Here is a 24,647-nt window from a genome sequence, read left to right on the forward strand (position 1 = left end):
AAGAACCAGACCGGAAGGTAACAGCCCCCGCGCGCCATCCGATCCAGGTTCTGACACGAGGAGATGAATGATGAGCACCCCTGCCACCGCGCACGACTCCGACGCGGCGCTGCCGCAGACCGAGGCTGAGATCGACAAGCTCCGCAAGGAGATCGATCAGCTCGACGCCGAGATCCTGGCCGCTATCAAGCGCCGCACCGAGATCTCGCGCATCATCGGTCGTACTCGGATGGCCTCGGGTGGCCCGCGCCTCGTGCACAGCCGCGAGATGAAGGTGCTGGAACGATTCAGCGAGCTGGGCCAGGAAGGCCACACCCTCGCCATGCTGCTGCTGCGCCTCGGCCGCGGCCGCCTCGGTCACTGACCATTCCGGGCCCACGGGCCCGCCGATACCTTGCGGTGTGTCGCAAGACTGCCGTTTCCCCAGGCCGCCCCGGGTGTCCATGTACCCCGGGGCGGTCGTTTTCTCCCGCTCAGGTGAGCGCGATGTACTTGGTCGACAGGTACTCCTCGATGCCCTCGGTCCCGCCCTCACGCCCGAATCCTGACGCCTTGACGCCGCCGAAGGGCGCGGCGGGGTCGGAGATCACGCCCCGGTTGACCCCGACCATGCCGGACTCCAGCCCCTCCGCGATGCGCAGGGCGCGATCCAGGTCGCGCGTGTAAACGTAAGAGACCAAGCCGAATTCGGTGTTGTTCGCGGCGGCCAGCCCCTGCTCCTCGGTCTCGAAGCCGACGATCGGCGCGACCGGGCCGAACACCTCCTCACGCAGGATGCGGGCGGTCGGGGGCACTTCGGTCAGGATGGTGGCCGGATAGAACCAGCCCGGTCCGCCGGGCGCCTTCCCGCCCAGCCGGACCCGCGCGCCCGCCGCCACCGCGTCGTCGACCAGCTCGGTGACGGTGCCGAGCTGCTCCTCGTTGATCAGCGGGCCGAGCGTGGTCTCGGGGTCGGTGCCCGGGCCCAGGCGCACCTGGCTCGACATCGCCGCCACCAGCTTGGTGGTGAACTCCTCGAGCACCCCGTGCTGCACGTGGAAGCGGTTGGCCGCGGTGCACGCCTCGCCGCCGTTGCGCAGCTTGGCCAGCATCGCCCCCTGGACCGCGGCATCGATGTCGGCGTCGTCGAACACCACGAACGGCGCGTTGCCGCCGAGTTCCATGGAGGTGCGCAGCAGTCCGCCGGCGGCTTGCTGCACCAGCTTCTTGCCCACCTCGGTGGAACCGGTGAAGGTGAGCTTGCGCAGCCGCGGGTCCTCGAGCAGCGGCCGCGTCACCGCGCCGGAGTGACTGGTGGTGAGCACCGACAGCACGCCGTTCGGCAGTCCGGCCGCACTGCACAGCTGCGCCAGCGCCAGCATGGTCAGCGGCGTCGCCGAGGCCGGCTTGACGATCATGGTGCAACCGGCCGCGAGCGCGGGGCCGATCTTGCGCGTGCCCATCGCCAGCGGGAAATTCCACGGTGTGATGGCCAGGCACGGCCCGACCGGCTGCTTGTGCACCATGATCCGGCCGGTGCCGGAGGGCGCGTGCAGGTAGCGGCCGTGCACGCGCACGGCCTCCTCGGCGAACCAGCGGAAGAACTCGGCGCCGTAGCGCACCTCGTTGCGGCTCTCCGGTAGCGCCTTGCCCATTTCCAGGGTCATCAGCAGGGCGAATTCCTCCGCCCGGGCGGTCAGCTGCTCGAAGACCGCGCGCAGGATCTCCCCGCGCTCACGGGCGGGGGTCGCCGCCCAGCCGGCCTGCGCCGCGGCGGCCGCGTCCAGGGCGCGCACGGCGTCCTCGGGGGTGGCGTCCGCGACCCGGGTCAGTACCTCGTCGGTGGCCGGATCACGCACCTCGAAGGTGCCGCCGCCGGTCGCGTCGACCGGTCCGCCGATCCACAGTCGCGTCGGGACGGATTGCAGGAGTTCGCTCTTGGACACCATGTGCTCAGCCTAGGCCGCGGGCCCGCCCGGCAGCCGGACAAACCCGGCGCCGGATCGCGCCGCGGGGTGGTTCTCGTGCGCACCCGGCCCGCGGCCAGTAACCTCGGCACTCGTGAGCAGCGACATCACCGCATCGGCGGCCTGGCGGAAACTGCACGAACACCACGCCGCCGTGGCCGAGCGACACCTCAGGGACCTCTTCGCGGAGGACCCGGCGCGTGGCCGTGAGCTGACGGTGCCGGTCGCCGACCTGCACATCGACTACAGCAAGCACCGCGTCACCCGCGAAACCCTGCATCTGCTGGTGCAATTGGCCGAAGAGGCCGGGGTGGCGCAGCGCCGCGACGCGATGTTCGCGGGCGCGCACATCAACACCTCCGAGGATCGCGCGGTGGGGCACGTCGCGCTGCGCCTGCCCGCGGGTGAAGCGCTGACCATCGACGGCGCCGACGCGGGCGCGCAGGTGCGCGAAGTCCTGCATCGCATGGGCGAATTCACCGATGCGCTGCGTTCCGGCGCATGGCGCGGCGCCACCGGCGCGCGGCTCACCACCGTGGTGAATATCGGCATCGGCGGCTCGGATCTCGGCCCGGACATGGTGCACCGCGCGCTGCGGCACTATGCCGACGCCGGCATCGATGCCCGTTTCGTCTCCAATGTCGATCCCGCCGATCTGGTTGCCACCCTGGCCGGCCTGGACCCGGCCCGGACGCTGTTCATCGTTGCCTCCAAGACGTTTTCGACGCTCGAGACGCTGACCAACGCGACCGCCGCGCGCCGCTGGCTGGTGGCCGCGCTGGGCGAGGACGCCGTCGCCAAACACTTCGTCGCGGTGTCCACCAATGCCGAGAGGGTCGCCGAATTCGGTATCGACACCGCCAATATGTTCGGCTTCTGGGACTGGGTCGGCGGCCGCTACTCGGTCGACTCCGCGATCGGCCTGTCGGTCATGGCGACCATCGGCAAGGAGCGTTTCGCCGAGTTCCTGGCCGGAATGCACGCCGTGGACCAGCATTTCGCGACCGCGCCGCTGGAGCGCAACGCTCCGGTGCTGCTCGGCCTGCTCGGGGTCTGGTATTCGAACTTCTTCGGCGCGGAATCGCGTGCGGTGCTGCCGTATTCGAACGATCTGGCCCGGTTCCCGGCCTATCTGCAACAGCTGACCATGGAGTCCAACGGCAAGTCGGTGCGCGCCGACGGCGCACCCGTCACCACCTCGACCGGCGAGATCTTCTGGGGTGAACCGGGCACCAACGGCCAGCACGCGTTCTATCAGCTGCTGCACCAGGGCACCCGGCTGATACCGGCCGATTTCCTCGGCTTCGCCCGCCCGACCGACGATCTGCCCACCCGGGACGGCACCGGCAGCATGCACGACATCCTGATGAGCAACCTGTTCGCGCAGACCAAAGTGCTCGCCTTCGGCAAAACCGCCGCGGAGATCGCGGCCGAGGGGACCGACCCGGAGGTGGTGCCGCACAAGGTGATGCCGGGCAACCGGCCGAGCACCACGATTCTCGCGCCGCTGCTGACCCCGTCGGTGGTCGGGCAGCTGATCGCGCTGTACGAGCACCAGGTGTTCGTCGAGGGCGCCATCTGGGGCATCGACAGCTTCGATCAGTGGGGCGTGGAGCTGGGCAAGCAGCAGGCGCTGGAGCTGGCCCCGCTGCTCACCTCGCCGGAAGCACCGGCGCCCCAGGGCGATTCCTCCACCGACGCGCTGATCGGCTGGTACCGGGCGCACCGCTAGTTCAGGTAGTACCGTCCCTGATGGCCGCGCAGCACCAGATCCGCGCGGTCCCGGGTGGCGGCGATCCGGTCGGCATTGCGAAAGTCGCTCTCGTGCACCTTTACCCGCGCCGCGCCGACCGTCCGGCCGCCGCGCACATGGCGGCGCAGCAGCCGCTTCTCCAGCAGCCGCCGGTCGGCATCGAGATACCAGCACGCATCGAGCAACTTGCGCACCGCCGACCATTCCTGGCCGTCCTCGTCCTCGAACAGCAGGTAGTTCCCCTCGACGACGACAATGCGATGGTCGGCGAAAACCACACCGCCCGGGCTCGGTTCATCGATGGCGCGATCGAAACTCGGCCACGGCACCGGCGCGCCGAGCGGTGTGTCCCGCAGACGGCGCAGGTTTTCCACGAATCCGGCGGCATCGAAGGTGTCCGGCTCGCCCTTGCGGGCCAGGGTGCCCGCGGCCCGCAGCTCGGCATTGCGCAGATGAAAACCGTCCATCGGCGCCACTTCGGCCATCGGCTGCCCGAGTCGTAGATTCAGGGCATCGCGCAACCCCGTCGCGAACGTCGATTTCCCGGCACCGGGTGGACCCGCGACACCGAGCAGATAGCGGGCGGGTCCGGCATCGGCCAGGACCCGTTCGGCAAGGTGACCCCACGACATCGCCGTCATCCCGGCAACGCTACCCGCGTCGCGGCGTAATCAGTTCGCGCGCGCGAGATTCAGCGGACTCGCGTCAATCGCGCTGGACGCCGAGGCCGATGCCCCGGGTCGCCAGCCACGGCACCGGATCGATCTTGTCGCTGCCGTTCAACCAGACCTCGAAGTGCACGTGCGGGCCGGTGGAGAAGCCGCGATTGCCCATGGTGGCGATCTGGTCACCGGCCATGACGCGCTGCCCCTCCGACACCGTGGCGGTGTCGATGTGGCCGTAGATGGTGACGGTGCCGTCGTCGTGCAGCAGTCGCACCCACATGCCGAAGCCGGCGGCGGGGCCCGCTTCGATCACGGTGCCGTCGGCGACCGCGTAGATGGGTGTACCGATCGGCCCGGCGACGTCGATGCCGAGATGCTGGACGCCCCAGCGGGCGCCATAGCCCGAGGTGTAGTTGCCCGCCGCGAACTTCGCGAACAGCGGCCGCAGTTTGGCGGCTTCGGCGGCGGCGAGATCCTCGGCGTACTTGCGGCCCTTCTCCAGGATGTCGGAGAACTGACCGAAGTTCGCGGGCGCGGAGACATTGAGCACCTGCGGCGTCACGCCGGAGGCGCTGGGATCCTCGAGGCTGACCGACTGCGCGGCGATCTCGTGGATCTGGCCCGAGGCTTCGTAATCGATGCTCTGCGAGGGCTGTTCGGGAGAGGCCATCGCGCACTGGCCGGCGGCGACCACCGCGCCGGCGGCCACGGCGACCACCGCGGCACGGCCCTTGAGGGCGGCCGGGGGAGCGGGCATCCGATGCGCGCCGCCCCGCCGCGCGCGAGGGGCGATCGGTGCATCGGTGGATTCGGGCGTCCAGGCGCCGGTGTCTTCCGGGGTCCAGGTGTTGTCGCCCGCGTCGGGGGCCCAGTCCTCGGTGCCCGGGGCCCAGGCGTTCTCGGCTTCGGGGGCCCACGGTTCGGGTTCGGGCGACCAGGCGCCGTTGTCGGCGGGCCACTCGTCGTTGGCTGCCCACGCGCCGCCGTCGGACCACGACTCGGCCTGGGCCCAGTCGTTGTTCGTCGACCAGGCGGCGCTGTCGTAGCCGCCGTTGTCGTAGGCGTTGTTGTTGTCGTACCCGCCGTTGTCGTAGGCGGCGTAGTCGTCGTACTGGTCCTGGTGCGCGGCGGCGGGAGCCGCGGCGGCGTACCGGCTGTTGGACGACGGGAAGGAGCGATTGCCCAGATCCGCTACGGCGAAGGGTTCGTTGTCGTCGCGATAACGATGTCCCTTGCGAGCGCGATTACCGGAATCGAGAGTGGAGCGATTATTCATCCGAGATGCCACATCGTGAAGCGGGTGGAGCGGGTGCTACGGGGGGAGACCGGCGCCCACAGGGAACGGCGAACCTGTGGAGTGCTGCTGTGCGTCAAGCTTGCCGTCCTCCTGGTTGTGACCGAGTTGTGACATCGACCGCATTGACGGTAACGAAACGATTGCAGGGTCCGCAAGCGCTGCGCGCGTCCGGGTCAAACATGTGAGATTCATCACGGTAACACCACGGATGGACTCACCGTTGCGCGGGCACTCTGGTGAGGCTACCCGACGACATTGCGTAGTAGTCCGGCCGCTACGGGCGGGATGTCCCGCTCTACCTGGCGCGCCGACAACAAGCTACTCGTCAGTAGCGTTGGCCAGCGGTTTTTCCGCGCCGCGTATCGGTCCGTGACCTGCGCCACTTAGGATGAGCGTGGCCGATTGGCCCTCCATGTGACTGGTTAAAGTCCGACCCGACCCGCTTCCGACGTCGGGCCGCCAACAAAGACGTTGTCATAGCAACGCAGACGAGACGGTGAGTACATGGATCTCTTCGAATATCAGGCGAAGGAGCTCTTCGTTAAGCACGGAGTGCCTTCGTCCGAGGGCCGCGTCACGGATACAGCCGAGGACGCCCGCGCCATTGCCGAGGAAATCGGCAAGCCGGTGATGATCAAGTCGCAGGTGAAGGTCGGCGGCCGCGGTAAGGCCGGTGGCGTGAAGTACGCCGCCACCCCGGAGGACGCGTTCACGCACGCGTCGAACATCCTGGGCCTGGATATCAAGGGCCACATCACCAAGAAGATCCTTGTCGCCGAAGCCAAGGACATCGCGGAGGAGTACTACATCTCCTTCCTGCTGGACCGCTCCAATCGCACCTACCTGGCCATGTGCTCGGTGGAAGGCGGCATGGAGATCGAAGAGGTCGCCGAGAAGACCCCCGAGCGCCTGGCCAAGGTGCCGGTCGACGCCGTCAAGGGCGTCGATCTCGCGTTCGCGCGTTCCATCGCCGAGCAGGGCCACCTGCCCGCCGAGGTGCTCGACGCCGCGGCCGTGACCATCCAGAAGCTGTGGGAGGTCTTCATCGGCGAAGACGCCACCCTGGTCGAGGTCAACCCGCTGGTGCGCACCCCCGAGGGCGAGATCCTGGCCCTGGACGGCAAGGTCACCCTCGACGAGAACGCCGAATTCCGGCAGCCGGGCCACGCGGCGTTCGCGGACATCGACGCGACCGACCCGCTCGAGCTCAAGGCCAAGGAGAACGACCTCAACTACGTCAAGCTCGACGGCGAGGTCGGCATCATCGGCAACGGCGCCGGTCTGGTCATGTCCACCCTGGACGTGGTCGCCTACGCCGGTGAGAACCACAGCGGCGTCAAGCCCGCCAACTTCCTCGACATCGGCGGCGGCGCCTCGGCCGAGATCATGGCCGCCGGCCTGGACGTCATCCTGGGTGACGCGCAGGTCAAGAGTGTGTTCGTGAACGTTTTCGGTGGCATCACCGCCTGTGACGCGGTCGCCAACGGCATCGTCAAGGCGCTGGAGATCCTCGGCGACGAGGCGAACAAGCCGCTGGTCGTCCGTCTCGACGGCAACAAGGTGGACGAGGGCCGCAAGATCCTCGCCGATGCCGCGCACCCGCTCATCACGCTTGCGCAGACAATGGACGAAGGCGCCGACAAGGCCGCCGAACTGGCTGCCGCCCGCTAACGACGGCCGAGTAAGGACAAGAGAAATATGTCTATCTTCCTGAACAAGGACTCCAAGGTCATCGTCCAGGGCATCACCGGCGGCGAGGGCACCAAGCACACCGCGCTGATGCTGAAGGCGGGCACCCAGGTCGTCGGCGGCGTGAACGCGCGCAAGGCCGGCACCACGGTCTCGCACACCGACAAAGACGGCAACGCGGTCGAGCTGCCCGTGTTCGCCACCGTCGCCGAGGCCATGAAGGAGACCGGCGCGGACGTATCGATCGCCTTCGTGCCGCCGAAGTTCTCCAAGGACGCCATCCTCGAGGCCATCGACGCGGAGATCCCGCTGCTCGTGGTCATCACCGAGGGCATCCCGGTGCAGGACTCCGCCTACGCGTGGGCCTACAACGTGGAGAAGGGCAACAAGACCCGGATCATCGGCCCGAACTGCCCCGGCATCATCACCCCGGGTGAGGCGCTGGTCGGCATCACCCCGGCCAACATCACCGGCAAGGGCCCGATCGGCCTGGTCTCCAAGTCCGGCACCCTGACCTACCAGATGATGTACGAGCTGCGCGATTTCGGTTTCTCCACCGCGATCGGCATCGGCGGCGACCCGGTCATCGGCACCACCCACATCGACGCCATCGAGGCGTTCGAGAAGGACCCGGAGACCAAGCTCATCGTCATGATCGGCGAGATCGGCGGCGACGCCGAGGAACGGGCCGCGGCCTACATCAAGGCCAACGTGACCAAGCCGGTCGTCGGCTACGTCGCGGGCTTCACCGCGCCCGAGGGCAAGACCATGGGCCACGCCGGCGCCATTGTCTCCAGCGGTGGCGGTACCGCCCAGGCCAAGCAGGAGGCGCTGGAAGCCGCGGGTGTGAAGGTCGGCAAGACCCCGTCCGCGACCGCCGCGCTGGCCCGCGAGATCCTGGAAAAGGCGAGCATCACCGCCTGATTCGTCGCGAATGTACGAAGGCCGCCCCCAAAACCTGAGGGCGGCCTTTGTATTCGGCGCTGAGCCTGGTTGAGGGTGACCTCAGCCGACGAGTGCAGTAGCGTCAAGAGAGATTCCGGTTTTCACTGCATGAAACGATCGACCTAGGAGACGACGACATGTCATACCCGTCCGGGGGCTCCGGGTACAACACACCCGCAACGCCTTCCGCACCAAGCAATCCCGGCCAGCCGGCCAGCGGCGGCAGCTCAGGTGCGAGTGCTTCCGGGTCCGAGGGCAAAGGACTTCCGTTCTTCCTGCTCGTCGGTGTCGCCGCGCTCGGTGTCCTGAACTTCCTGCTGGGCTTCCTGCCCTTCGCCGAGGCGGAGACGATGGGCGGTGGCTCGGCCAGCCGCAGCGCCTTCGAGGGCAACCTCGCTGGTCTGCTGGCCATTCTGCTGTTCGCCGGCCTGGCCGCCGGGCTGTCGTTGCTGCCGAAGCAGGACTGGAAGGGAATTGCGGCCGCGGCGTCTGCCGCCGGCTTCCTCGCTGTCCTGTTCCAGGTCTTCAGCCTGGGCGACGGCGTCGATGCCGCGATCGGTGCCTGGATCCTGATTCTGCTGACCCTCGTGCAGACCGGCCTCGCCGTCGCGGTGATTCTGTTCGACATGGGCATCGTGAAGGCGCCCGCGCCCAAGCCCGCCGGTGCGGCGCAGGGACAGCCGGGCGGATACGGTTCCGGCCAGGGCGGTTACGGCCAGCAGTCCTTCGGCGGCCAGGGTCAGCCGGGCCAGCCCTATGGTCAGCAGCAGTCCTACGGTCAGCAGTCCTACGGGCAGCAGAGCCAGCCGGGCCAGTCGCAGGCGAGCTATGGTCAGCAGCAGTCCTACGGTCAGCAGTCCTACGGGCAGCAGAGCCAGCCGGGCCAGCCGCAGGCGAGCTACGGCCAGCAGCAGTCCTACGGCCAGCAGCCCGGATACGGTGCGCAGCAGCAGGGTTCGCCCTACGGCCAGGCCGGCCAGCCGCGCCCGGACGAGAGCGCCACGCAGCACTTCAGCGCCCAGCAGGGCGGCCAGCAGTACGGCGGTGCGTCCAGCTACGGCCAGCAGGCGGGTCAGCCGTTCGGCGGCGAGCAGGGCGAGGATCCGGCCAACAAGGCCACCCGCGCCTTCCGTCCCTCGGACGACCAGCAGCAGTAATCGATGAGTGGCGTTGGGGCGCACAGTCTCCCCGACGCGGCCTGCTTCGCGAGCACCCTTCCCACCCGGGGCGGGTGCTCGCGGCGCGCCTGGGCCACTCCGCTATCGAAAGCTGACACGCTGAATTCTCATGAGCTCCTCCAGAAATAGTCTCGAGCGCTGGACCGGTGGCTCGGACGGCGCGTCGGAGAGCGGCGACCGGTCGACCAGCAGACGCCGGACACCGGCCGACACCGGCGACGACACCGCCTTCCTCTCGCTCACCCCCGAACGCGGCCGAGCCCTGCTGCTGGTGGCCGCCCGTCCGGCGGCGCTGACCCTGACCGCGCTGACCGTGCTGGTACTGGCCGCCCTGCTGACCGCGGGGAGCGATCTCACCGGTACCGCGGGCGCCATCGCCGCGAGCTGGCTTGCGGCCCATCAGGTCCCGCTGGTGATCGGCACCACCGAACTGGGGCTGCTCCCGCTGCTGCCGACCGCGCTGGTGCTGTGGCTGACCTGGCGCGAAACCGCCCGCGCGGTCGAACCGGGCAGTTCCCGGATCGATCTGGCCTGGCTGCTCGGCGCCGCGGTGGCCGGGCCGCTGCTGGTGACGGCGGTCTGCTCGGCGGTGGCCGAGGACGCCTCCGGCGCGGTCGCGTTGCAGCCCCCGAATCCGCTGAGCGCGTTCGCCCGGGTGTTCGGGTTGCAGCTGCTGGCCGCGGCCGGGGGGATCGCCAGTCGCCTGTGCCGCCAACTGGTTTCGCGGCTGGCGCTGCCCGAGTGGACGATCGCCGCCGCCTACGCCGCGCGCCGCACCCTGCTGCGCCTGCTCGCGGCCGGTCTCGCGGTGACCGTGCTGTCGTTCCTGCTGCACTGGTCGAGAATCGGCGAGACCTATCAGGCCGCGGGCAATGCGGCGGGCGGGTTCGGCCTGACTCTGCTCTCGCTGGCCTATCTGCCGAATGTGGCGCTCGGCGCGCTCGGTGTGCTGGTCGGCGCGAGCGCGCACCTCGGGGAGGTGTCGATCGGACTGTTCGCGGTGACCGGCGGCCCGATTCCGGCGGTGCCGGTCGTGGCCGCGCTGCCCGCGGGCCCGGCACAGACCTGGTGGCTGGTGCTGCTGCTGATCCCGGCGGCGCTCGGCGTCCTCAACGGCGTCGACTGTGGCCGCACCGCGCCCGATCAGGCCAAAACGCCCTGGGCGACGCTGGTTTCGGCCGCGCTGGTCAGCATGGCGCTCACCCTGATGGGAGCGGTCGGCGGCGGCGCGCTCGGCAGCTTCGGCCGGGTCGGGCTGGACCTGCCGATGTTCGGGCTGCTGAGTTTCGCCTGGCTGGCGCTCGGCGGCTACGCGGGGCTGCTCTTCGCGCGCTGGTTCGTGGTGCCGGTCGGGACCACGCCCGAGTTCGCCGCGGACGACGACGCGCACAGCTACTTCGACGACCACGGCGAGTACGACGAGCACGCCTACGACGACGGCTATTACGACGAATCCGAGGACGACTACTACGAGGACGACTACCCGGACTACGACGGCCCCGAGCTCGAGGTCGAGATGGAGGGCGAGCTCGTGGAGGAGGAGGCGCCCGCGGTCGCCGCGGCCGCCGAATCCGACCTCGCCGCGCCGGAGGACATCGTCGACGCCGAAGTGGTGGATCCCGATCCGGATCCGGATCCGCGCCCCTACTTCCGGAGCCGGTGAGCTCCGGCCGCGCACACCCGGCAACCGGTCGAGAGTGAGCTGACCCACCCCACTAGGCTCTACGTCGGCGGATCCTCCGCCCATCCCACCGATTCGCAGGAGTAGAGCCCTGAGCCTGTCCACCCCGTCGGCTCCGCAGGATCCACCGGCCACCGCGTGGCGGCCCGCCGCGGCGCCGGCCACCGTCGTCGTGCTCGCCTCGGGCACGGGTTCGCTGTTGCGCGCGCTGTTGCAGGCCGCCGCCGCGCCCGGATATCCGGCGCGGATCGTCGCGGTCGGTGTGGATCGGGTCTGCCCGGCCACCGAGCACGCCGACGCCGCGGGTGTCCCGCATTTCCGGGTGGCCCTGAACGAGTTTCCCGACCGCGCCGCCTGGGATGCGGCCCTGACCGAGGCGGTCGCCGCGCACCGGCCCGATCTGGTGGTCTCGGCCGGTTTCATGAAGATCCTCGGCCCGGAGTTCCTGACGCGCTTCGGCGGCCGGATCATCAACACCCATCCCGCGCTGCTGCCCGCGTTCCCGGGCGCGCACGGCGTGCGCGACGCGCTCGCCTACGGGGTGCGGGTCACCGGTTCGACGGTGCACCTGGTCGATTCGGGTGTCGACACCGGGCCGATCCTGGCGCAGGAGGCGGTCGCCGTGCTGCCCGCGGACGACGAGGCGAGCCTGCACGAGCGGATCAAGGTTGTCGAGCGACGGTTGCTGGCGGACGTGGTCGCCGCCGTCGCTACCCGAGGCATTGTCTCCGACGGACGAAAGGCTGTAATTCCTCATGAGTGAGCGCCGCCCGATCAAGCGGGCGCTGGTGAGCGTCTACGACAAGACCGGGCTCATCGAGCTCGCGACCGGTCTGCACGCCGCCGGGATCGAGCTGGTGTCGACCGGGTCGACGGCGGGCAAGATCGCCGAGGCCGGTATCCCGGTGACCAAGGTGGAAGACCTGACCGGTTTCCCGGAGACCCTCGAGGGCCGGGTCAAGACCCTGCACCCTCGGGTGCACGCGGGCATCCTGGCCGACACCCGCAAGCAGGACCATCTCGATCAGCTCGTGGAGTTGGGCGTCGAGGCCTTTCAGCTGGTGGTGGTGAACCTCTACCCGTTCACGCAGACGGTCGCCAGTGGCGCGTCGGTGGACGAGTGCGTGGAGCAGATCGATATCGGCGGCCCGTCCATGGTGCGTGCCGCGGCGAAGAACCATCCGTCGGTCGCGGTGGTCGTCTCCAGCGGCGACTACGACCAGGTGCTGGACGCCGTGCGGTCCGGCGGTTTCACGCTGCCGGAGCGGACTGCCCTGGCGGCCAAGGCTTTCCAGCACACCGCGAGCTATGACGTGGCCGTGGCCAGCTGGATGACCAGCGTGGCCGTTCCGGCCGCCGCGCCGGAAACCGAAGCGGCGGAGCGGTTCCCGGCCTGGATCGGCGGCACCTGGACCCGGCAGGACGTGCTGCGCTATGGCGAGAACCCGCATCAGGCGGCGGCGCTCTACCTCAGCGAGGGCGGCCCGGCCGGTCTGGCGCAGGCCGAGCAGCTGCACGGCAAGGAGATGTCCTACAACAACTACACCGACGCCGACGCCGCCTGGCGCGCCGCCTACGACTTCGACGCGCCCGCCGTCGCGGTGATCAAGCACGCCAATCCGTGCGGTATTGCGATCGGCGCGGATATCGCCGAGGCGCATCGCAAGGCGCACGCCACCGATCCGGTGTCGGCCTACGGCGGCGTGATCGCGGCCAATCGCGAGGTGTCGGTGGAGATGGCCGAGCAGGTCGCGGACATCTTCACCGAGGTCATCGTCGCCCCGGGCTATGCCAATGGCGCGGTGGAGGTGTTGCAGCGCAAGAAGAACGTGCGGGTGCTGGTGGCCCGGCCCGCGCAGCGCGCTGGCGCGGAGCTGCGGCCGGTCAGCGGTGGCGCGCTGCTGCAACAGCGCGATGTCCTCGACGCCGAAGGCGACAGCGCGGCCAACTGGACGCTGGCCGCGGGTGACGCGGCGGACGCGGCCACGCTGCGCGATCTGGAATTCGCTTGGCGCGCTTGCCGTGCGGTGAAGTCCAACGCCATCCTGCTGGCCGATGACGGCGCGGCCGTCGGTGTCGGCATGGGGCAGGTCAATCGGGTCGATTCCTGCAAGCTGGCCGTCGAGCGGGCGGGGGAGCGGGCCAAGGGCGCGGTTGCGGCCTCGGACGCCTTCTTTCCGTTCTCCGATGGCCCGCAGATTCTGGCCGCGGCCGGGGTGCGGGCGATCGTGCATCCGGGCGGTTCCATCCGCGACAAGGACACCATCGATCTGTGCCGCGAGCACGGCATCACCCTGTACCTCACGGGTTCCCGCCACTTCGCGCACTGACCGTCGAACGCCACGCCGGATCCGATTCCGGCGTGGCGTTTCGCTGTCCGGAGGACGCGGGTTTCGTAGGCTGGCCCGACTATCCCGAGCGGGGCTTGATGCTCGATGTCGGGCGCGAGTTCATACCGGTGCCGATGCGAGCCGGTCGGCTAGGCGGCGCTGAGTACCGTGCGGTCGCCCAGCGGTGCTTCGAGCGCGATCTCCAAGGTGCCGAAGACGACTTCCATCGTGCACATCCGGCCCACGGCGTCGGCGCGGGTACCGGAGCGGACCTCGATGGTGACCGTCGAATCGGTTTCAGTGGTGACCGCGTCCACTCCGTAGCACGCGGGATTGCCGGCCTGGAAGTGCACCGCGAGCCTGTCCTCGCCCAGACGGGTCCACCCGGTGAACGGAATCGGGTGCGCCCCAACGATGGTGGGGTCGGCGGTGAACAGCGTGCCTTGGGCAGGGCGGTCGGTCTCCGTGGGAGTGGGGAGCACCTTGGTGGGTAACGGGGCGCACGAGTCCTGTCCCCCGCATTCGCGATCGCCGCCACCGCAGGCGGTCAGGCCGATGGCGAGCGCGAAAGTGGCGATGAGCGAACGGGCTACCGGCATCCGATCCATATCCCCGACCCTAATCGAGGCGCGAATCGCGGTGCCGCAATCCCCGGGCGGCTCGCGCATCGGCAGTAGATTCGGCACGCGAAATATGCTCCTACCTCGGCGAAAGGAACATTGTGGGCGACACACTGCGTGTAGGGGAAGAACTGGGGCTCGGTCAGTCCCTGACCGGCGGCGCCTACACCCTCACGCTACAGCCGGACGGCAATCTGGTGCTGTCCGAACCGGGCGGAAACGTGGTGTGGGCCGCCCAGACCCACGGCCAGGATGTACAGCGCGCCATCATGCAGGACGACGGCAACTTCGTGCTCTACAAGGGTGACGGCGCCGCGGCCTGGTCGACCGAGACCAATGGCAAGAGTGTCGACCGGTTGGTGGTGCAGGCGGATCGCAATGTCGTCCTCTACGGACCGGACGGCGCGGTCTGGGCCACCGACACCCGCACCGATACCCCGATCGCGGTCGAGGCGGTCGCCGCGGCGCCGGCGAGCAACGGCGGCGGCCGGACCTACACGGTCGAGCCGGGCGACACCATGTGGGCGATCGCCGAGCGCCTCCTCGGTGACGGCAACCGCTACCAGGAGATTGCCGATGCCAGCGGGATCGCCAACGCGGATTCGATCCAGCCCGGTCAGGAACTGAAGATCCCGTAGCGCGGAAACGACAGCGGGCCCCGACACGGTCGGGGCCCGCTGTGTGCCTGCTGCCGCCTAGCGGCTGGTGAACGGAAGCAGCGCCATTTCGCGCGCGTTCTTCACCGCGACGGCGACCTGCCGCTGCTGCTGCGGGGTCAGCCCGGTGACGCGGCGGCTACGGATCTTGCCGCGGTCGGAGATGAAGGTGCGCAACAGGTTCACGTCTTTGTAGTCGACGGTTTCGATCCCCGCGGCGATGAGCGGGTTCTTCTTGGGGCGTCGGGCCTGTTCGGCGCGAGCCTTCTTCGACGGTGCTCGCTTGACTGCCATATCAGGGCTCCCTTCTCGTTACCAGCTCGACTTGCGCACACCGGGGAGCTCACCGCGATGGGCCAGCTCACGCACACGGACGCGGGAGAGGCCGAACTTGCGAAGGTGACCGCGCGGACGTCCGTCCGCGGCGTCCCGATTGCGCAATCGTACCGGACTGGCGTCGCGGGGTAGTCGTTGCAGCGCGGCCTGTGCCCGCGCACGCTCGTCGTCCGGCGTGCCGGGCCTGCGGATCAGTTCTTTGAGTTCGGCGCGGCGAGCGGCATAGCGCGCCACCACTTCTCGGCGCTGTTCGTCGCGTGCGATCTTGGATTTCTTCGCCATCAGCGCTCCTCGCGGAAGTCCACGTGCTTGCGCACGACGGGGTCGTATTTCCGCAGGATCATCCGGTCGGGGTCGTTGCGCCGGTTCTTGCGCGTGACGTAGGTGTACCCGGTGCCCGCGGTGGACTTCAGTTTCACGATCGGCCGCAGCTCGGTCGATTTCGAGGCCATGGGTGCTCCTAGATCTTCTCGCTGTGTGGATTGGGCGGCTTCGCGATCCCCTCCGTGGTTACACTCCGCTGCCGCCTCCGGGGATCGCTCAGCTCGCCGCAGGCGCGTAGCCGGGCGACGACCGCCTCGATGCCGTCCCGGTCGATGGTCTTGATGCCCTTGGCCGAGACGGTCAGCGTGATGCGCCGGTCCTCGCTGGGCAGGTAGTAGGTCTTGCGCTGGATATTGGGGTTCCAGCGTCGGCTCGTTCGCCTGTGTGAGTGCGAGACGGACTTGCCGAAGCCGGGCTTGCGCCCGGTGACCTGGCAGTGGGCCGACATGCGGACTCCCTCCAGTAGATGACAATCATTTTCGACAACGCGTGTTCCAGACTGTACCGTTGCCTCTCGGTTAATGGAAATCGTTGTCGAAAGGAGTTCCGGTGGCTGTTCTCGAACGCACGCCGGTCGTGCTGATCGCGGGCTTCCCGGGACGTGCCACCGAAGCTGTCGATCAGCTCGCCGCCGAGCTGGGCGCCGAGCCCGGCACCGTGGTGGTGCGGCACGAGCTGGCCGCGCTGCGCGAGGGCGTGGTGCGACGCACACTGCGACAGGACGGGCGCTCCAGCACCGAGGTGCTCGAGCTGGCACACGGCTGTGTCTCCTGCACGCTGCGCGCGGATCTGCTGCCGCTGCTGTGCCGTTTGGCCGCACGGGATTCGGTGCGGCGGATCGTGCTGGCGCTGGACCCGGCGTTCGAGGCCGAGGCGGTGTGCCAGGCCGTCGAGAGCGTGGTGGTCACCGGGATCGTCGGCCGGGTGGACGGCCCCGCCGCCCGCGACGTGCGCGTCGAGGCGGTACTGACCTGTCTGGACGCCCGGACCTGGCCGGCCGACGCGACCGGCGAGGAGACCCTGGCCGAGCGCGACCTCGCCGCGGCCGACGACGAACGCACCGTCGCGCAGGTGGCGGTCGGTCAGGTGGATTTCGCCGACGCCCTGGTCGTGCTCGGCCCCGCCGCCGATGTCCTCGAGCAGGATCGGCTGGCGGCGGTGCTCGCACGGCTGGTGCCCGACGCCCCGGTGTGCTGGGCCGACGGCCCCGTCCCGGCCGTCGAACTGGAGGCGCTGCTGGCCCGGATTCCAGCCGGCTCACGTCGCGGCCGGGTCTTCGACGCGCACGCGCCGCTACTGCGCGGTCAGCCGCCGCTGGGCACCGAGCACGGGGTGACCCTGGTCGAGTTCGCCGCGAGCCGGCCGTTCCATCCCGAACGCCTGCACGAGGCGCTGGACGTGCTGTTCGACGGTGTGGTCACCGCGCGCGGGCGGATGTGGCTGGCCACGCAGCCCGAGGAGGTGGTGTGGCTGGAGTCGGCGGGCGGCGGACTGCGGGTCGGCGGTGCCGGACGCTGGCTGGCGGCCATGTCGGACGACGAAGTGGCGCAGGCGGATCCGGCGCGGCGCGCGCTGGCCGCGCTGCGCTGGGACGACACCTTCGGCGATCGCGATGTCTCGCTGGTGATCCTGGCGCACGACGCCGACCCCGCCGACATACGGCACGCGCTGCACTGGGCGCTGGTCGAGGACGACGAGCTGCGCCTGGTCGAACGGGCGCCCGAGCGAGTGGCGCGGTGGGCGGACCCGTTCGGCGAGTGGCACGAAGATCCCTGCGCGGACGGCGAATCGGATGCCGCGCAGGCCAAATCCCAGAGAGGAGAAGGTAAGTGAAAGCAGGAATTCACCCCGACTACCATCCGGTGGTGTTCGAGGATCAGAGCACTGGCAAGCGGTTTCTGACCCGGTCGACCGCGACGGGGACGCGCACTGTCGAATGGGCCGACGGGAATACCTACCCGCTGCTGGTGGTCGACGTGACCGCCGACTTGCACCCGTTCTGGACCGGCGCGCACCGCGTGCTGGATGCCCAGGGCCGGGTGGAGAAGTTCGAGCGCAAGTACGGTCGCCGGGTAAGGCGGGAGGGCTGAGATGGCGGTGCCGAAGCGGCGGATGTCGCGCGCGAATACCCGGAGCCGACGGGCGCAGTGGAAGGCGAAGGCCCCCGCGCTGGTCGAGGTCAGCGTGGGCGGAGTGGCGTATCGGGTGCCGCGGCGCCTGGTGAAGGCGGTCCGGCTCGGATTGGTCGATCCGAACCGGCTCTAGCCACTTCCAAAGGCGGTTATCGGCGGGCAAATTCAAGCCGTTTTGCCAGCTGGAGATTTTACGAAAGCGCAGCTAGCGGGCCGATAACCATTGGGGCAATTCCGTACTGCGAGTTGGTTTTTGGTGACCGTAAAAGTCTCCATGCAGTGATGAAATCGTGCTGTCGCGCCGGTACATTCATCCGGGAGGGCGGGTTCTCTCGGGAAACCGAGAGAACCCGCTCATCGCCACTTTCAGGGCGATCAGGGCAGCAGCGATTCCAGCCGCGCCCCTACGGCATTGGCCGGGCCTTCGATCATCGAGAACGGCCACGGCCAGCGCGGCCCCTCCAATCGCCGCACCTCCGCCGTGAGTTCGGTGATCTGCGCTCGCAGCGCCTCGGCATCGGACTCCAGCTCATCGATGCGGCGCAGCGCCGTCGCCATCCCGTCCACCAGCGTCAGATTCCGTCCCTCGGCGTCGGTGCCCAGTTGCGGCCAGCCCGCCAGATCCGGTCCGCGCAACTGGATCTGGATATCGCGCAGCACCGCGTCCTGTTCCGGTGTCACATCCGCCTCCTCTCCGAAATCCCACTGCCCGAAATCCGTGGTCACCGCGATATCGACATCGCAGACCACACCACCGACCACCGGCTGCCGCAGTGTTTGATGAATATTGCGGCGCGACTCCACATTTCCGCCCGACCACGCCTCGGTCTGCCAGGCCCAGCTCGCGTGCCCGGAATCCAGCGCCCGCCGCAGCGGCCAATACCCGCCGTAGATACCGACATTCGCACGGCCGAGCACGGTCGCCGCGCCCGCCAGATAGGCCTCGATCGGAGCCTGCTGCTGTGGGGTGGCATCGAAATCGACGGAGAAGTAGATGGGCCGATCCGCGCGTCCACCGCAGCGCAGCACCTGCGCCAGCCCCGCTTCGGCATCTCGCGCGCCCGCGTCGTAGCCGTCGAGCATCCGATCGGCCCAGGTCTCCCAGTTGGCGGCGATCGAAACACCATGCGCGCGAAGGTCGTCCGCCTCGGCCGGAGTCAGCAGCTTACCGGGCAGACTGGGACCTCCGGCGCTGAGATAGCGCACCACGAAATCGAACCCGGCCGCCCGGATCGCCGCGCCGCCCGGCCGGCCACCCGCGTAATCCAAGCCGAAACGCATGCCTCCCACTGTAGGTCGCGCGTGCGATCGGCCGCGCGGCTTCGCGGCGATCAGCCCGGCTGGCCGACCGGTGCCTCGTCGGCCAGGGTTTCGAACGGGCGACGCAGCGGTGCCAGCAGCACCGCGGCGATCGGAAGGGCAAGCAGCAGTAGACCGCCCACGAAAGCCGGATAGGCGAAATCGAACAGTTCGATGCCGTTGGGCACCGGAACACCCGGCTCGATATCGACTTCGATCGCGGTCATGGCGATCAGCTGCGCGCTGGTGACCGTGATACCCGACACCGCCGCGGCGCCGATCCGAGCCCGCACCGATTGCCGGAAGGTCAGCGTCAGCCAGAGCGCGCCGACCACCCCGACCACCGAGATCACGCCGACGAACGACAGCGGCAGCGATTCGACGGTCACCGTGCCGCGCACCCGCACCGAATTCACGCCCAGCATCACCGTGGTGACCAAGCCGAGGCCCGCGACCGCGCCGCCGATCAGCGAACGGGTCAGATAGGAACGGTTCCCGGCGATCACCAGGCCGAGCAGGACACCCAGCGAGGCCGGGGCCAGCGCCGCCGCGACCGGGCCGAGCTGATAGCGCACCGGACTGTCCGACACCGAAAAGCCCAGCAGCAGCACCAGACTCGCCAGCCAGTAGCCGACACCACCGATCGAGGCGGCGCCCACGGCCAGCCAGGCCAGGCCCGCACGGCCGGAGATATCCGGGGCCCCCGCGTGCCGAATGCAGATCAGGCCGATCATGGTGCCCAGCGCCGACACGGCGAACGCCAGCAGCAGCATCCAGGAACCCATGCTGAAGTAGTCGATCTCAGACACGGCGGCCGGTCCTCTCGAACTCCTGCGCCGTCAGCCGCATCAGGGCGTACTCGGTGATCGCGGCCAGCGTCCGCCGCACCTCCTCGGCGCTGCGCGCGTCGATATCGATGACCGGCACGCCCTCCCGGATCGAGAGCGCCTCGCGCACCTCGTTCAGCGGGAACCGCGGCGCGCCCGGGAAACGGTTGATCGCCACCAGGAACGGGAGCTTGCGCGATTCGAAGTAGTCGACCGGCGCGAAACTGTCCTCGATCCGGCGGGTGTCCACCAGCACCACCGCGCCGATCGCGCCGCGCACCAGGTCGTCCCACATGAACCAGAACCGGCGCTGGCCCGGCGTACCGAACAGATACAGCACCATATTGTTCGGCAGGATGATCCGGCCGAAGTCCATGGCGACGGTGGTCGTGGTCTTGTCCGGGGTGGCCTCGAGATCGTCCACGCCGTCGGACGCGTCGGTCACCAGGGCTTCGGTGCGCAGCGGCACGATCTCCGACACCGCGCCGACGAAAGTCGTCTTACCGGCGCCGAATCCGCCCGCGATGACGATCTTGGTAGACGCGGTTCGGGCTTCGTCGAGCCCGAAAGTCTTAAAGGGCGCGGATTCCACGCAGGGTCCTCTCCATCAGGGCACGACGCTCGTCGAAACTCGCGTCGTCGGTCAAGGTCGAGTGCACACGCAGCGAGCCCGCCACCACGAGATCGCCGATCATCACCCGGACGAGGCCCAGCGGCCGATCCAGGCGACCCGCGATCTCGGCCACGGATAGTCGCTGGGTGCCCAGGTGCAGGATCGTCATCCGGACATCTCCGGCGGGCCAGCCCGGATAGGACGGAAACGACACCGTCTCGATCACCGCCTCCAGCGGTAGATCGACACTGGACGCGGTGCGTCCTCCCGTCAGGGCATAGGGCCGGACCCGGCCGGGACGACGTGGTTGTTCGCCCGTGGTGTACGGGTCGACTGGGTTGGGCACAGCCGCACTCACACGCTGGATCGTGCGGTGGCTTGAATGACGGTGCCGACGCGATCGACGAGTAGAGCCATCTCGTAGCCGATCCGGCCGACGTCGTGCTGCTTGGTGGCCAGCACCGCCAGGTGCGAGGCCGTGCCGACGCTCATCACCAGCAGGTACCCGCGCTGCATGTCGATGATCGACTGCATCACCTTGCCGCCCTCGAACAGCTGCACCGCGCCGGTCGCGAGGCTGGCCAGCCCGGCGGTGATGGCGGCGAGCTGCTCGGCCCGCTCCTCGGGGAGATTGTCACTGGTCGCCTGCAGCAGTCCGTCCGCGGAGACAAGCACCGCGTGTGACACACCGGGCACCTCCCGAGCGAACCGCGCGACCAGCCAGTTGAGATTGGTGTTGGATTCACTCATACAAATTCCCCATGTTCGTTCTTGGCATCGGCGGCGCGCCGTCCGCTGAAGACGCCGTTCAGATGCCGGGTCAGGTTCTCGCGGATCTCTTCGGGATTGCGGACGCCGGAATCGGCGCTCGGGTCGACACTGCCGGGCACCAGCTGCGCGCCCGGCCGCCGGATCGGCAGTCCACCGCGCGTCCGGCCGGATGACGCGGGCGTGCTGGCCTCGGCCGCCGCCTGCCAACCCGAATCGGCGGGTGAGCTCCAGTGCGCGCCCGCGGAATCCGAGGATGCCGAGTCCACCAGCCACTCCGAGACCATGCGCTGGTAGATCGGTGCGGCGCCGCCCGCGTCCGCGGGGTCGGCCGGTACCGGTTCGAAGATCGGCGGGCCGAAGGTGGCGGTCTCGGGTTCGTCGATCGGCGGGCCGAAGGTGGGCTCGGGATCGGTGGTGACCGGTCGTAATTGCGCGGTGGGGGCCGGGTCGGCGACGGGTTCGATATGGCGCGGCGCCGGATCGAGCGAGTAACCGGTCTCGAAGCCGGTGGCCGCCGAGATCGCCGGAATCGGTCCCGACGCGGGCTCCGGCTGGGGCTCGGGCTCCAGCGGCAGCGGCAGTCGGCGCGGCAGACCCGACGCGGTCAGCTGGGGTGGCTCGACCGGCTCCGGATCGGGCACCGGCTGCAGGTGCGGCAGCGTGCCCGCCTGCGGCAGCGGGACCACCGGCGCGGTCGGGTGATCGGATTCGGGCAGCGAGACCAGCCGGGCGGGCAGATGCACCGCCGCGGTGATGCCGGTGCCGTCGGAGGTGGTGGCGGTGCGGCGCAGGCTGACCGCGATGCCGTGCCGGGCCGAGAGATTGCTGACCACGAAAAGACCCATGCGGCGGGCGGTTTCGAAGTTGACCGCGCCGCCCGAGGAGAGGCGGTTGTTGGCGGCCTCGAGATCCGCGTCGGACATGCCGAGGCCGCGGTCGGTGATCTCGATCAGGTAGCCGCTGTCCACGGTGCGCGCCACCCCGACCCCGACCCGGCGGTCCGGCGGCGAGTAGCGCAGCGCGTTGTCGATCAGCTCGGCGAGCAGGTGCTCGATGTCGACCGCGGCCGCGCCGGGGACGATTCCCGCGGGCACGGTGCCGATCTCGGCCCGCTGATAGTCCTCGACCTGGGAGATCGCGCTCCAGAGCATGTCGGACAGGCCGACCGGTTCCAGCGGGCCGCGGCGTAGCGGCGTGCCCGCCAGGACCAGCAGGTTGTCGCCGTTGCGGCGCATGCGGGTGGCGAGGTGGTCGAGCCGGAACATGCTCTGCAGGCGGGCCGGGTCCTCCTCGTTGCGCTCGAGTTCCTCGATCAGCGTCAGCTGCTGCTCGACCAGCGATTGGCTGCGACGCGAGAGCGTCTCGAACATCTTGCCGATCTGCAGGCGCAGCGCGGCGAGATTCAGGGCCTGCTCGTGCATTTCGTCGACGGCGCGGGCCAGCTGGCCGATCTCGTCGCGTCCGGTGACGCCGACCGGGGTGATCGGGCGCGCGGTGCCGCCGGAGTACACCAGCGCCAGTTCCTCGGGCAGCCGCACGTGCGCGGTGTCGAGCACGTCGTGGCGTAGTCGGCGGATCGACATGACCAGCGCCTGGGCCACCCACAGCGCCAGCGCCAGACCCGCCAGCAGAGTGCCGATGATGATCGAGGTGTCGCGCATGGCGTCGTTGCGGGCGGTGGTCAGCGCCGCGCCGAGCACATGTTCGACCGCGCGAGCCCGGTCGACGGCGGCCAGGTCGTAGGTGGCGATGCTGGTGCGCATCGACTCGACCAGGTCGGCTGCCCGATTCGGGTCGGCGACGGCAACCATCCGGGCCGAGGCGCCGGTCAGCAGCGTCTCCTTGAAGGGCGCGTCGGTGGGCATGACCTGCTCGTACACCTGGACCAGCGCGACCTCCATACCGGCGGTCATCAGCATTTTGGCGGCGAGCTGCTCCTGCTGCTGGGCGGTGTTGCGGCCGGAGGTCATCATCCCGATCACCATCTGCTCCTGCGCGAACGAGCGCCGGGCGACCATGATCGCGGTGACCTGGAGCATGTAGCGCTGCACACCGACGTAGGTGGAGGCGACACCGTCGGAGGAGGCCATGGCCTTGTCGACGAAGACCAGGATGCTGTCGAGTTGTGTCGCCAGGTCGGGCGGCGCGGTCGTGCGGGCCTTGTCGCGCAGGGATTTGGCCCCGGTGATCGCCTCGCGGATCTCGCGGCTCAGGCTGGGGGCGGTCTTCGGCAGGCGCATCACCGATTCCAGGTCGGCCACCGCGCGATCGAATCGGGTATTGGCCTTGCCGATGCGCGGATCGGTGTCGGCGCCGATGGTATTCACCGAGGTCACCGCCAGTTCCGTGGTGGCACCGGCGAATTCGATGATCTGGTTCACCGTCGCGTTGTACTCACTGGCCTGCCGCACCTGTGCCATGCCGTCCAGGTGGCTTTCCACGCGGAGGACCGCGAACGACATGGCCAGGATCACGGGGGGGAGCAGCGCGATGGCGACCTTGCGGGCTACCGACCAGTTGGAGAAAATCGCCTGCCAGGATCGCGGTGCAGCTTCCATCCCGCCTCTATCCTCAGCTCTCTCGATATGTCCCCCCGGCTCACGCTCGGCAGCGGTGCCCATAACCAACCAGAGGTCTTGCTAAATGGCACGTGAAACATACCGTGTCCGGTGACAAGCGGCAATTGAAACCGGTCGTACTCATCATCTGGCAATCCCGTACGGGGAGAGGACTTTTCGCTCCCTGGTAGCGGTGCCTTCCCCGGCTCGCCGCGATCGTGTCGGGGCGCAGTTCAGTCGGGAATCCCAGTGTTGCTGGTTGGTATCCGACGCGGTGCGGCGTGTCGCGACCGGCCCTCTCAGTGCCCTCTCAGTCGATAGGGCCAGACTGGTCACATGCGCATTCTGGTAGTCGACGACGATCGCGCCGTCCGGGAATCGCTGCGCCGGTCACTGACCTTCAACGGCTACTCCGTCGACCTCGCGGTAGACGGCGTCGATGCCTTGGAGAAGGCCACCGCGCAGCGACCCGACGCGCTCGTCCTCGATGTGATGATGCCGCGGATGGACGGGCTGGAAGTTTGCCGACGCCTCCGCAGCACCGGTGACGACCTGCCCATTCTGGTTCTGACCGCCCGGGATTCGGTCTCCGAACGGGTCGCCGGGCTGGACGCGGGCGCCGACGACTATCTGCCCAAACCCTTCGCGCTGGAAGAACTGCTGGCCCGGTTGCGCGCCCTGCTGCGCCGTCGCGCGGTCGACCCCGAGGACGCCTCGGAGGCCATGCGGTTCGCCGATCTGTCGCTGGACCCGGTCACCCGGGAGGTCTGGCGCGACGAGCGCTCGATCAGCCTGACCCGCACCGAGTTCTCGCTGCTGGAGATGCTGATGGCCAATCCGCGCCGGGTACTGACCCGCAGCCGCATCCTCGAGGAGGTCTGGGGCTACGACTTCCCCACTTCGGGCAACGCGCTCGAGGTCTACATCGGCTATCTACGCCGCAAGACCGAGGCCGAGGGCGAACCGCGGCTGATCCATACCGTGCGCGGTGTGGGCTACGTCCTGCGCGAGACTCCTCCGTAGGCCG

General features: G+C 69.0%; 26 protein-coding genes and 1 pseudogene. 13 read left to right on the plus strand and 14 right to left on the minus strand.

Features of this window, described 5'->3' with window-relative positions; all coding sequences use genetic code 11:
* Positions 1-70: 70 nt before the first annotated feature.
* Entirely contained in the window at positions 71-364 is a 294-nt protein-coding gene (locus ACFVMC_RS07655; RefSeq protein ID WP_379209441.1) for a chorismate mutase, read from the plus strand.
* 109 nt (positions 365-473) lie between these two features.
* On the opposite strand, the gene ACFVMC_RS07660 is transcribed toward ACFVMC_RS07655, so the two are convergent.
* A complete protein-coding gene (locus tag ACFVMC_RS07660; RefSeq protein ID WP_379207945.1) occupies positions 474-1,928 on the minus strand; it encodes an NAD-dependent succinate-semialdehyde dehydrogenase in 1,455 nt (484 codons plus the stop codon).
* 112 nt (positions 1,929-2,040) lie between these two features.
* Between ACFVMC_RS07660 and pgi the strand changes: the two genes are divergently transcribed.
* Positions 2,041-3,678 (plus strand): glucose-6-phosphate isomerase, encoded by a 1,638-nt coding sequence (gene pgi, locus ACFVMC_RS07665; protein ID WP_379207947.1) that lies wholly within the window; start codon positions 2,041-2,043, stop codon positions 3,676-3,678.
* Here pgi and ACFVMC_RS07670 read toward each other — a convergent pair.
* Together ACFVMC_RS07670 and ACFVMC_RS07675 are read right to left on the minus strand one after the other, a co-directional pair.
* Positions 3,675-4,340, minus strand: coding sequence for a nucleoside/nucleotide kinase family protein (locus ACFVMC_RS07670; protein ID WP_379207948.1), 666 nt, complete (start codon positions 4,338-4,340; stop codon positions 3,675-3,677). The genes pgi and ACFVMC_RS07670 overlap by 4 nt on opposite strands.
* Positions 4,341-4,404: 64 nt before the next feature.
* Positions 4,405-5,640 carry a peptidoglycan DD-metalloendopeptidase family protein gene (locus ACFVMC_RS07675; protein WP_379207950.1) on the minus strand — a complete coding sequence of 412 codons (1,236 nt, stop codon included), beginning with the start codon at positions 5,638-5,640 and terminating at the stop codon, positions 4,405-4,407.
* Between the two features lie 525 nt (positions 5,641-6,165).
* Here ACFVMC_RS07675 and sucC point away from each other — a divergent pair.
* From sucC to purH, 6 genes are all read left to right on the plus strand, one after another.
* The gene (sucC, locus tag ACFVMC_RS07680; RefSeq protein WP_379207951.1) at positions 6,166-7,332 is read left to right on the plus strand and encodes an ADP-forming succinate--CoA ligase subunit beta; all 1,167 of its coding nucleotides are present in this window, start codon (positions 6,166-6,168) and stop codon (positions 7,330-7,332) included.
* 27 nt (positions 7,333-7,359) lie between these two features.
* Positions 7,360-8,274 (plus strand): succinate--CoA ligase subunit alpha, encoded by a 915-nt coding sequence (sucD, locus tag ACFVMC_RS07685; protein ID WP_379207953.1) that lies wholly within the window; start codon positions 7,360-7,362, stop codon positions 8,272-8,274.
* 158 nt (positions 8,275-8,432) lie between these two features.
* A complete protein-coding gene (locus ACFVMC_RS07690; RefSeq protein WP_379207955.1) occupies positions 8,433-9,452 on the plus strand; it encodes a DUF5336 domain-containing protein in 1,020 nt (339 codons plus the stop codon).
* Between the two features lie 130 nt (positions 9,453-9,582).
* Complete coding sequence (locus ACFVMC_RS07695) at positions 9,583-11,136, plus strand: DUF6350 family protein (RefSeq protein WP_379207956.1); 1,554 nt, start codon at positions 9,583-9,585, stop codon at positions 11,134-11,136.
* A gap of 115 nt (positions 11,137-11,251) precedes the next feature.
* Positions 11,252-11,917, plus strand: a complete 666-nt coding sequence (gene purN, locus ACFVMC_RS07700; RefSeq protein ID WP_379209443.1) for a phosphoribosylglycinamide formyltransferase — start codon at positions 11,252-11,254, stop codon at positions 11,915-11,917.
* Positions 11,910-13,484, plus strand: a complete 1,575-nt coding sequence (purH, locus tag ACFVMC_RS07705; RefSeq protein WP_379207958.1) for a bifunctional phosphoribosylaminoimidazolecarboxamide formyltransferase/IMP cyclohydrolase — start codon at positions 11,910-11,912, stop codon at positions 13,482-13,484. The genes purN and purH overlap by 8 nt, the downstream gene beginning before the upstream one ends.
* A gap of 149 nt (positions 13,485-13,633) precedes the next feature.
* Here purH and ACFVMC_RS07710 read toward each other — a convergent pair whose 3' ends face one another.
* Positions 13,634-14,092, minus strand: a complete 459-nt coding sequence (locus ACFVMC_RS07710) for a hypothetical protein (RefSeq protein ID WP_379207960.1) — start codon at positions 14,090-14,092, stop codon at positions 13,634-13,636.
* A gap of 113 nt (positions 14,093-14,205) precedes the next feature.
* On the opposite strand from ACFVMC_RS07710, the gene ACFVMC_RS07715 reads away from it, so the two are divergent.
* Complete coding sequence (locus ACFVMC_RS07715; protein WP_379207962.1) at positions 14,206-14,742, plus strand: LysM peptidoglycan-binding domain-containing protein; 537 nt, start codon at positions 14,206-14,208, stop codon at positions 14,740-14,742.
* 57 nt (positions 14,743-14,799) lie between these two features.
* On the opposite strand, the gene rpsR is transcribed toward ACFVMC_RS07715, so the two are convergent.
* The 4 genes and pseudogenes from rpsR to rpmB form a co-directional block, all read right to left on the minus strand.
* A complete protein-coding gene (gene rpsR / locus ACFVMC_RS07720) occupies positions 14,800-15,054 on the minus strand; it encodes a 30S ribosomal protein S18 (RefSeq protein ID WP_043657579.1) in 255 nt (84 codons plus the stop codon).
* A gap of 18 nt (positions 15,055-15,072) precedes the next feature.
* A complete protein-coding gene (rpsN, locus tag ACFVMC_RS07725) occupies positions 15,073-15,378 on the minus strand; it encodes a 30S ribosomal protein S14 (protein WP_379207963.1) in 306 nt (101 codons plus the stop codon).
* On the minus strand, positions 15,378-15,548 hold the full coding sequence (rpmG, locus tag ACFVMC_RS07730; protein ID WP_379207965.1) for a 50S ribosomal protein L33: 171 nt from the start codon (positions 15,546-15,548) through the stop codon (positions 15,378-15,380). The genes rpsN and rpmG overlap by 1 nt, the downstream gene beginning before the upstream one ends.
* A 92-nt stretch (positions 15,549-15,640) precedes the next feature.
* A pseudogene (gene rpmB, locus ACFVMC_RS07735) lies at positions 15,641-15,868 on the minus strand (50S ribosomal protein L28); the annotation flags it as partial.
* A 101-nt stretch (positions 15,869-15,969) separates the two neighbouring features.
* Between rpmB and mrf the strand changes: the two are divergent.
* Genes mrf through rpmF form a run of 3 tightly spaced genes read left to right on the plus strand, consistent with a single transcriptional unit; the run spans position 15,970 to position 17,685 of the window.
* Positions 15,970-17,253 carry a ribosome hibernation factor-recruiting GTPase MRF gene (gene mrf / locus ACFVMC_RS07740; RefSeq protein WP_379207967.1) on the plus strand — a complete coding sequence of 428 codons (1,284 nt, stop codon included), beginning with the start codon at positions 15,970-15,972 and terminating at the stop codon, positions 17,251-17,253.
* On the plus strand, positions 17,250-17,510 hold the full coding sequence (locus tag ACFVMC_RS07745; protein ID WP_379207969.1) for a type B 50S ribosomal protein L31: 261 nt from the start codon (positions 17,250-17,252) through the stop codon (positions 17,508-17,510). The genes mrf and ACFVMC_RS07745 overlap by 4 nt, the downstream gene beginning before the upstream one ends.
* 1 nt (position 17,511) lies before the next feature.
* On the plus strand, positions 17,512-17,685 hold the full coding sequence (gene rpmF / locus ACFVMC_RS07750; RefSeq protein WP_379207971.1) for a 50S ribosomal protein L32: 174 nt from the start codon (positions 17,512-17,514) through the stop codon (positions 17,683-17,685).
* Positions 17,686-17,927: 242 nt separating this feature from the next.
* On the opposite strand, the gene ACFVMC_RS07755 is transcribed toward rpmF, so the two are convergent.
* The 6 genes from ACFVMC_RS07755 to ACFVMC_RS07780 are packed head-to-tail and all read right to left on the minus strand — an operon-like array spanning position 17,928 to position 23,620.
* Complete coding sequence (locus ACFVMC_RS07755) at positions 17,928-18,833, minus strand: DUF1906 domain-containing protein (RefSeq protein ID WP_379207972.1); 906 nt, start codon at positions 18,831-18,833, stop codon at positions 17,928-17,930.
* 50 nt (positions 18,834-18,883) lie between these two features.
* The gene (locus ACFVMC_RS07760) at positions 18,884-19,660 is read right to left on the minus strand and encodes a hypothetical protein (protein ID WP_379207974.1); all 777 of its coding nucleotides are present in this window, start codon (positions 19,658-19,660) and stop codon (positions 18,884-18,886) included.
* Positions 19,653-20,270 (minus strand): ATP/GTP-binding protein, encoded by a 618-nt coding sequence (locus ACFVMC_RS07765; protein ID WP_379207976.1) that lies wholly within the window; start codon positions 20,268-20,270, stop codon positions 19,653-19,655. Before ACFVMC_RS07765 ends, ACFVMC_RS07760 begins: the two co-directional genes overlap by 8 nt.
* Positions 20,251-20,649: a DUF742 domain-containing protein gene (locus tag ACFVMC_RS07770; RefSeq protein ID WP_379207978.1), complete on the minus strand. Its 399-nt coding sequence runs from the start codon at positions 20,647-20,649 to the stop codon at positions 20,251-20,253. Before ACFVMC_RS07770 ends, ACFVMC_RS07765 begins: the two co-directional genes overlap by 20 nt.
* Positions 20,646-21,041, minus strand: coding sequence for a roadblock/LC7 domain-containing protein (locus tag ACFVMC_RS07775; protein WP_379207979.1), 396 nt, complete (start codon positions 21,039-21,041; stop codon positions 20,646-20,648). The genes ACFVMC_RS07770 and ACFVMC_RS07775 overlap by 4 nt, the downstream gene beginning before the upstream one ends.
* Positions 21,038-23,620 (minus strand): ATP-binding protein, encoded by a 2,583-nt coding sequence (locus ACFVMC_RS07780; protein ID WP_379207981.1) that lies wholly within the window; start codon positions 23,618-23,620, stop codon positions 21,038-21,040. The genes ACFVMC_RS07775 and ACFVMC_RS07780 overlap by 4 nt, the downstream gene beginning before the upstream one ends.
* A 336-nt stretch (positions 23,621-23,956) precedes the next feature.
* On the opposite strand from ACFVMC_RS07780, the gene ACFVMC_RS07785 reads away from it, so the two are divergent.
* A complete protein-coding gene (locus tag ACFVMC_RS07785) occupies positions 23,957-24,643 on the plus strand; it encodes a response regulator transcription factor (RefSeq protein ID WP_379207983.1) in 687 nt (228 codons plus the stop codon).
* Positions 24,644-24,647: the final 4 nt, after the last annotated feature.

Origin of the sequence: Nocardia sp. NPDC127579, from assembly GCF_042672005.1 — a bacterium.
GTDB lineage: Bacteria > Actinomycetota > Actinomycetes > Mycobacteriales > Mycobacteriaceae > Nocardia.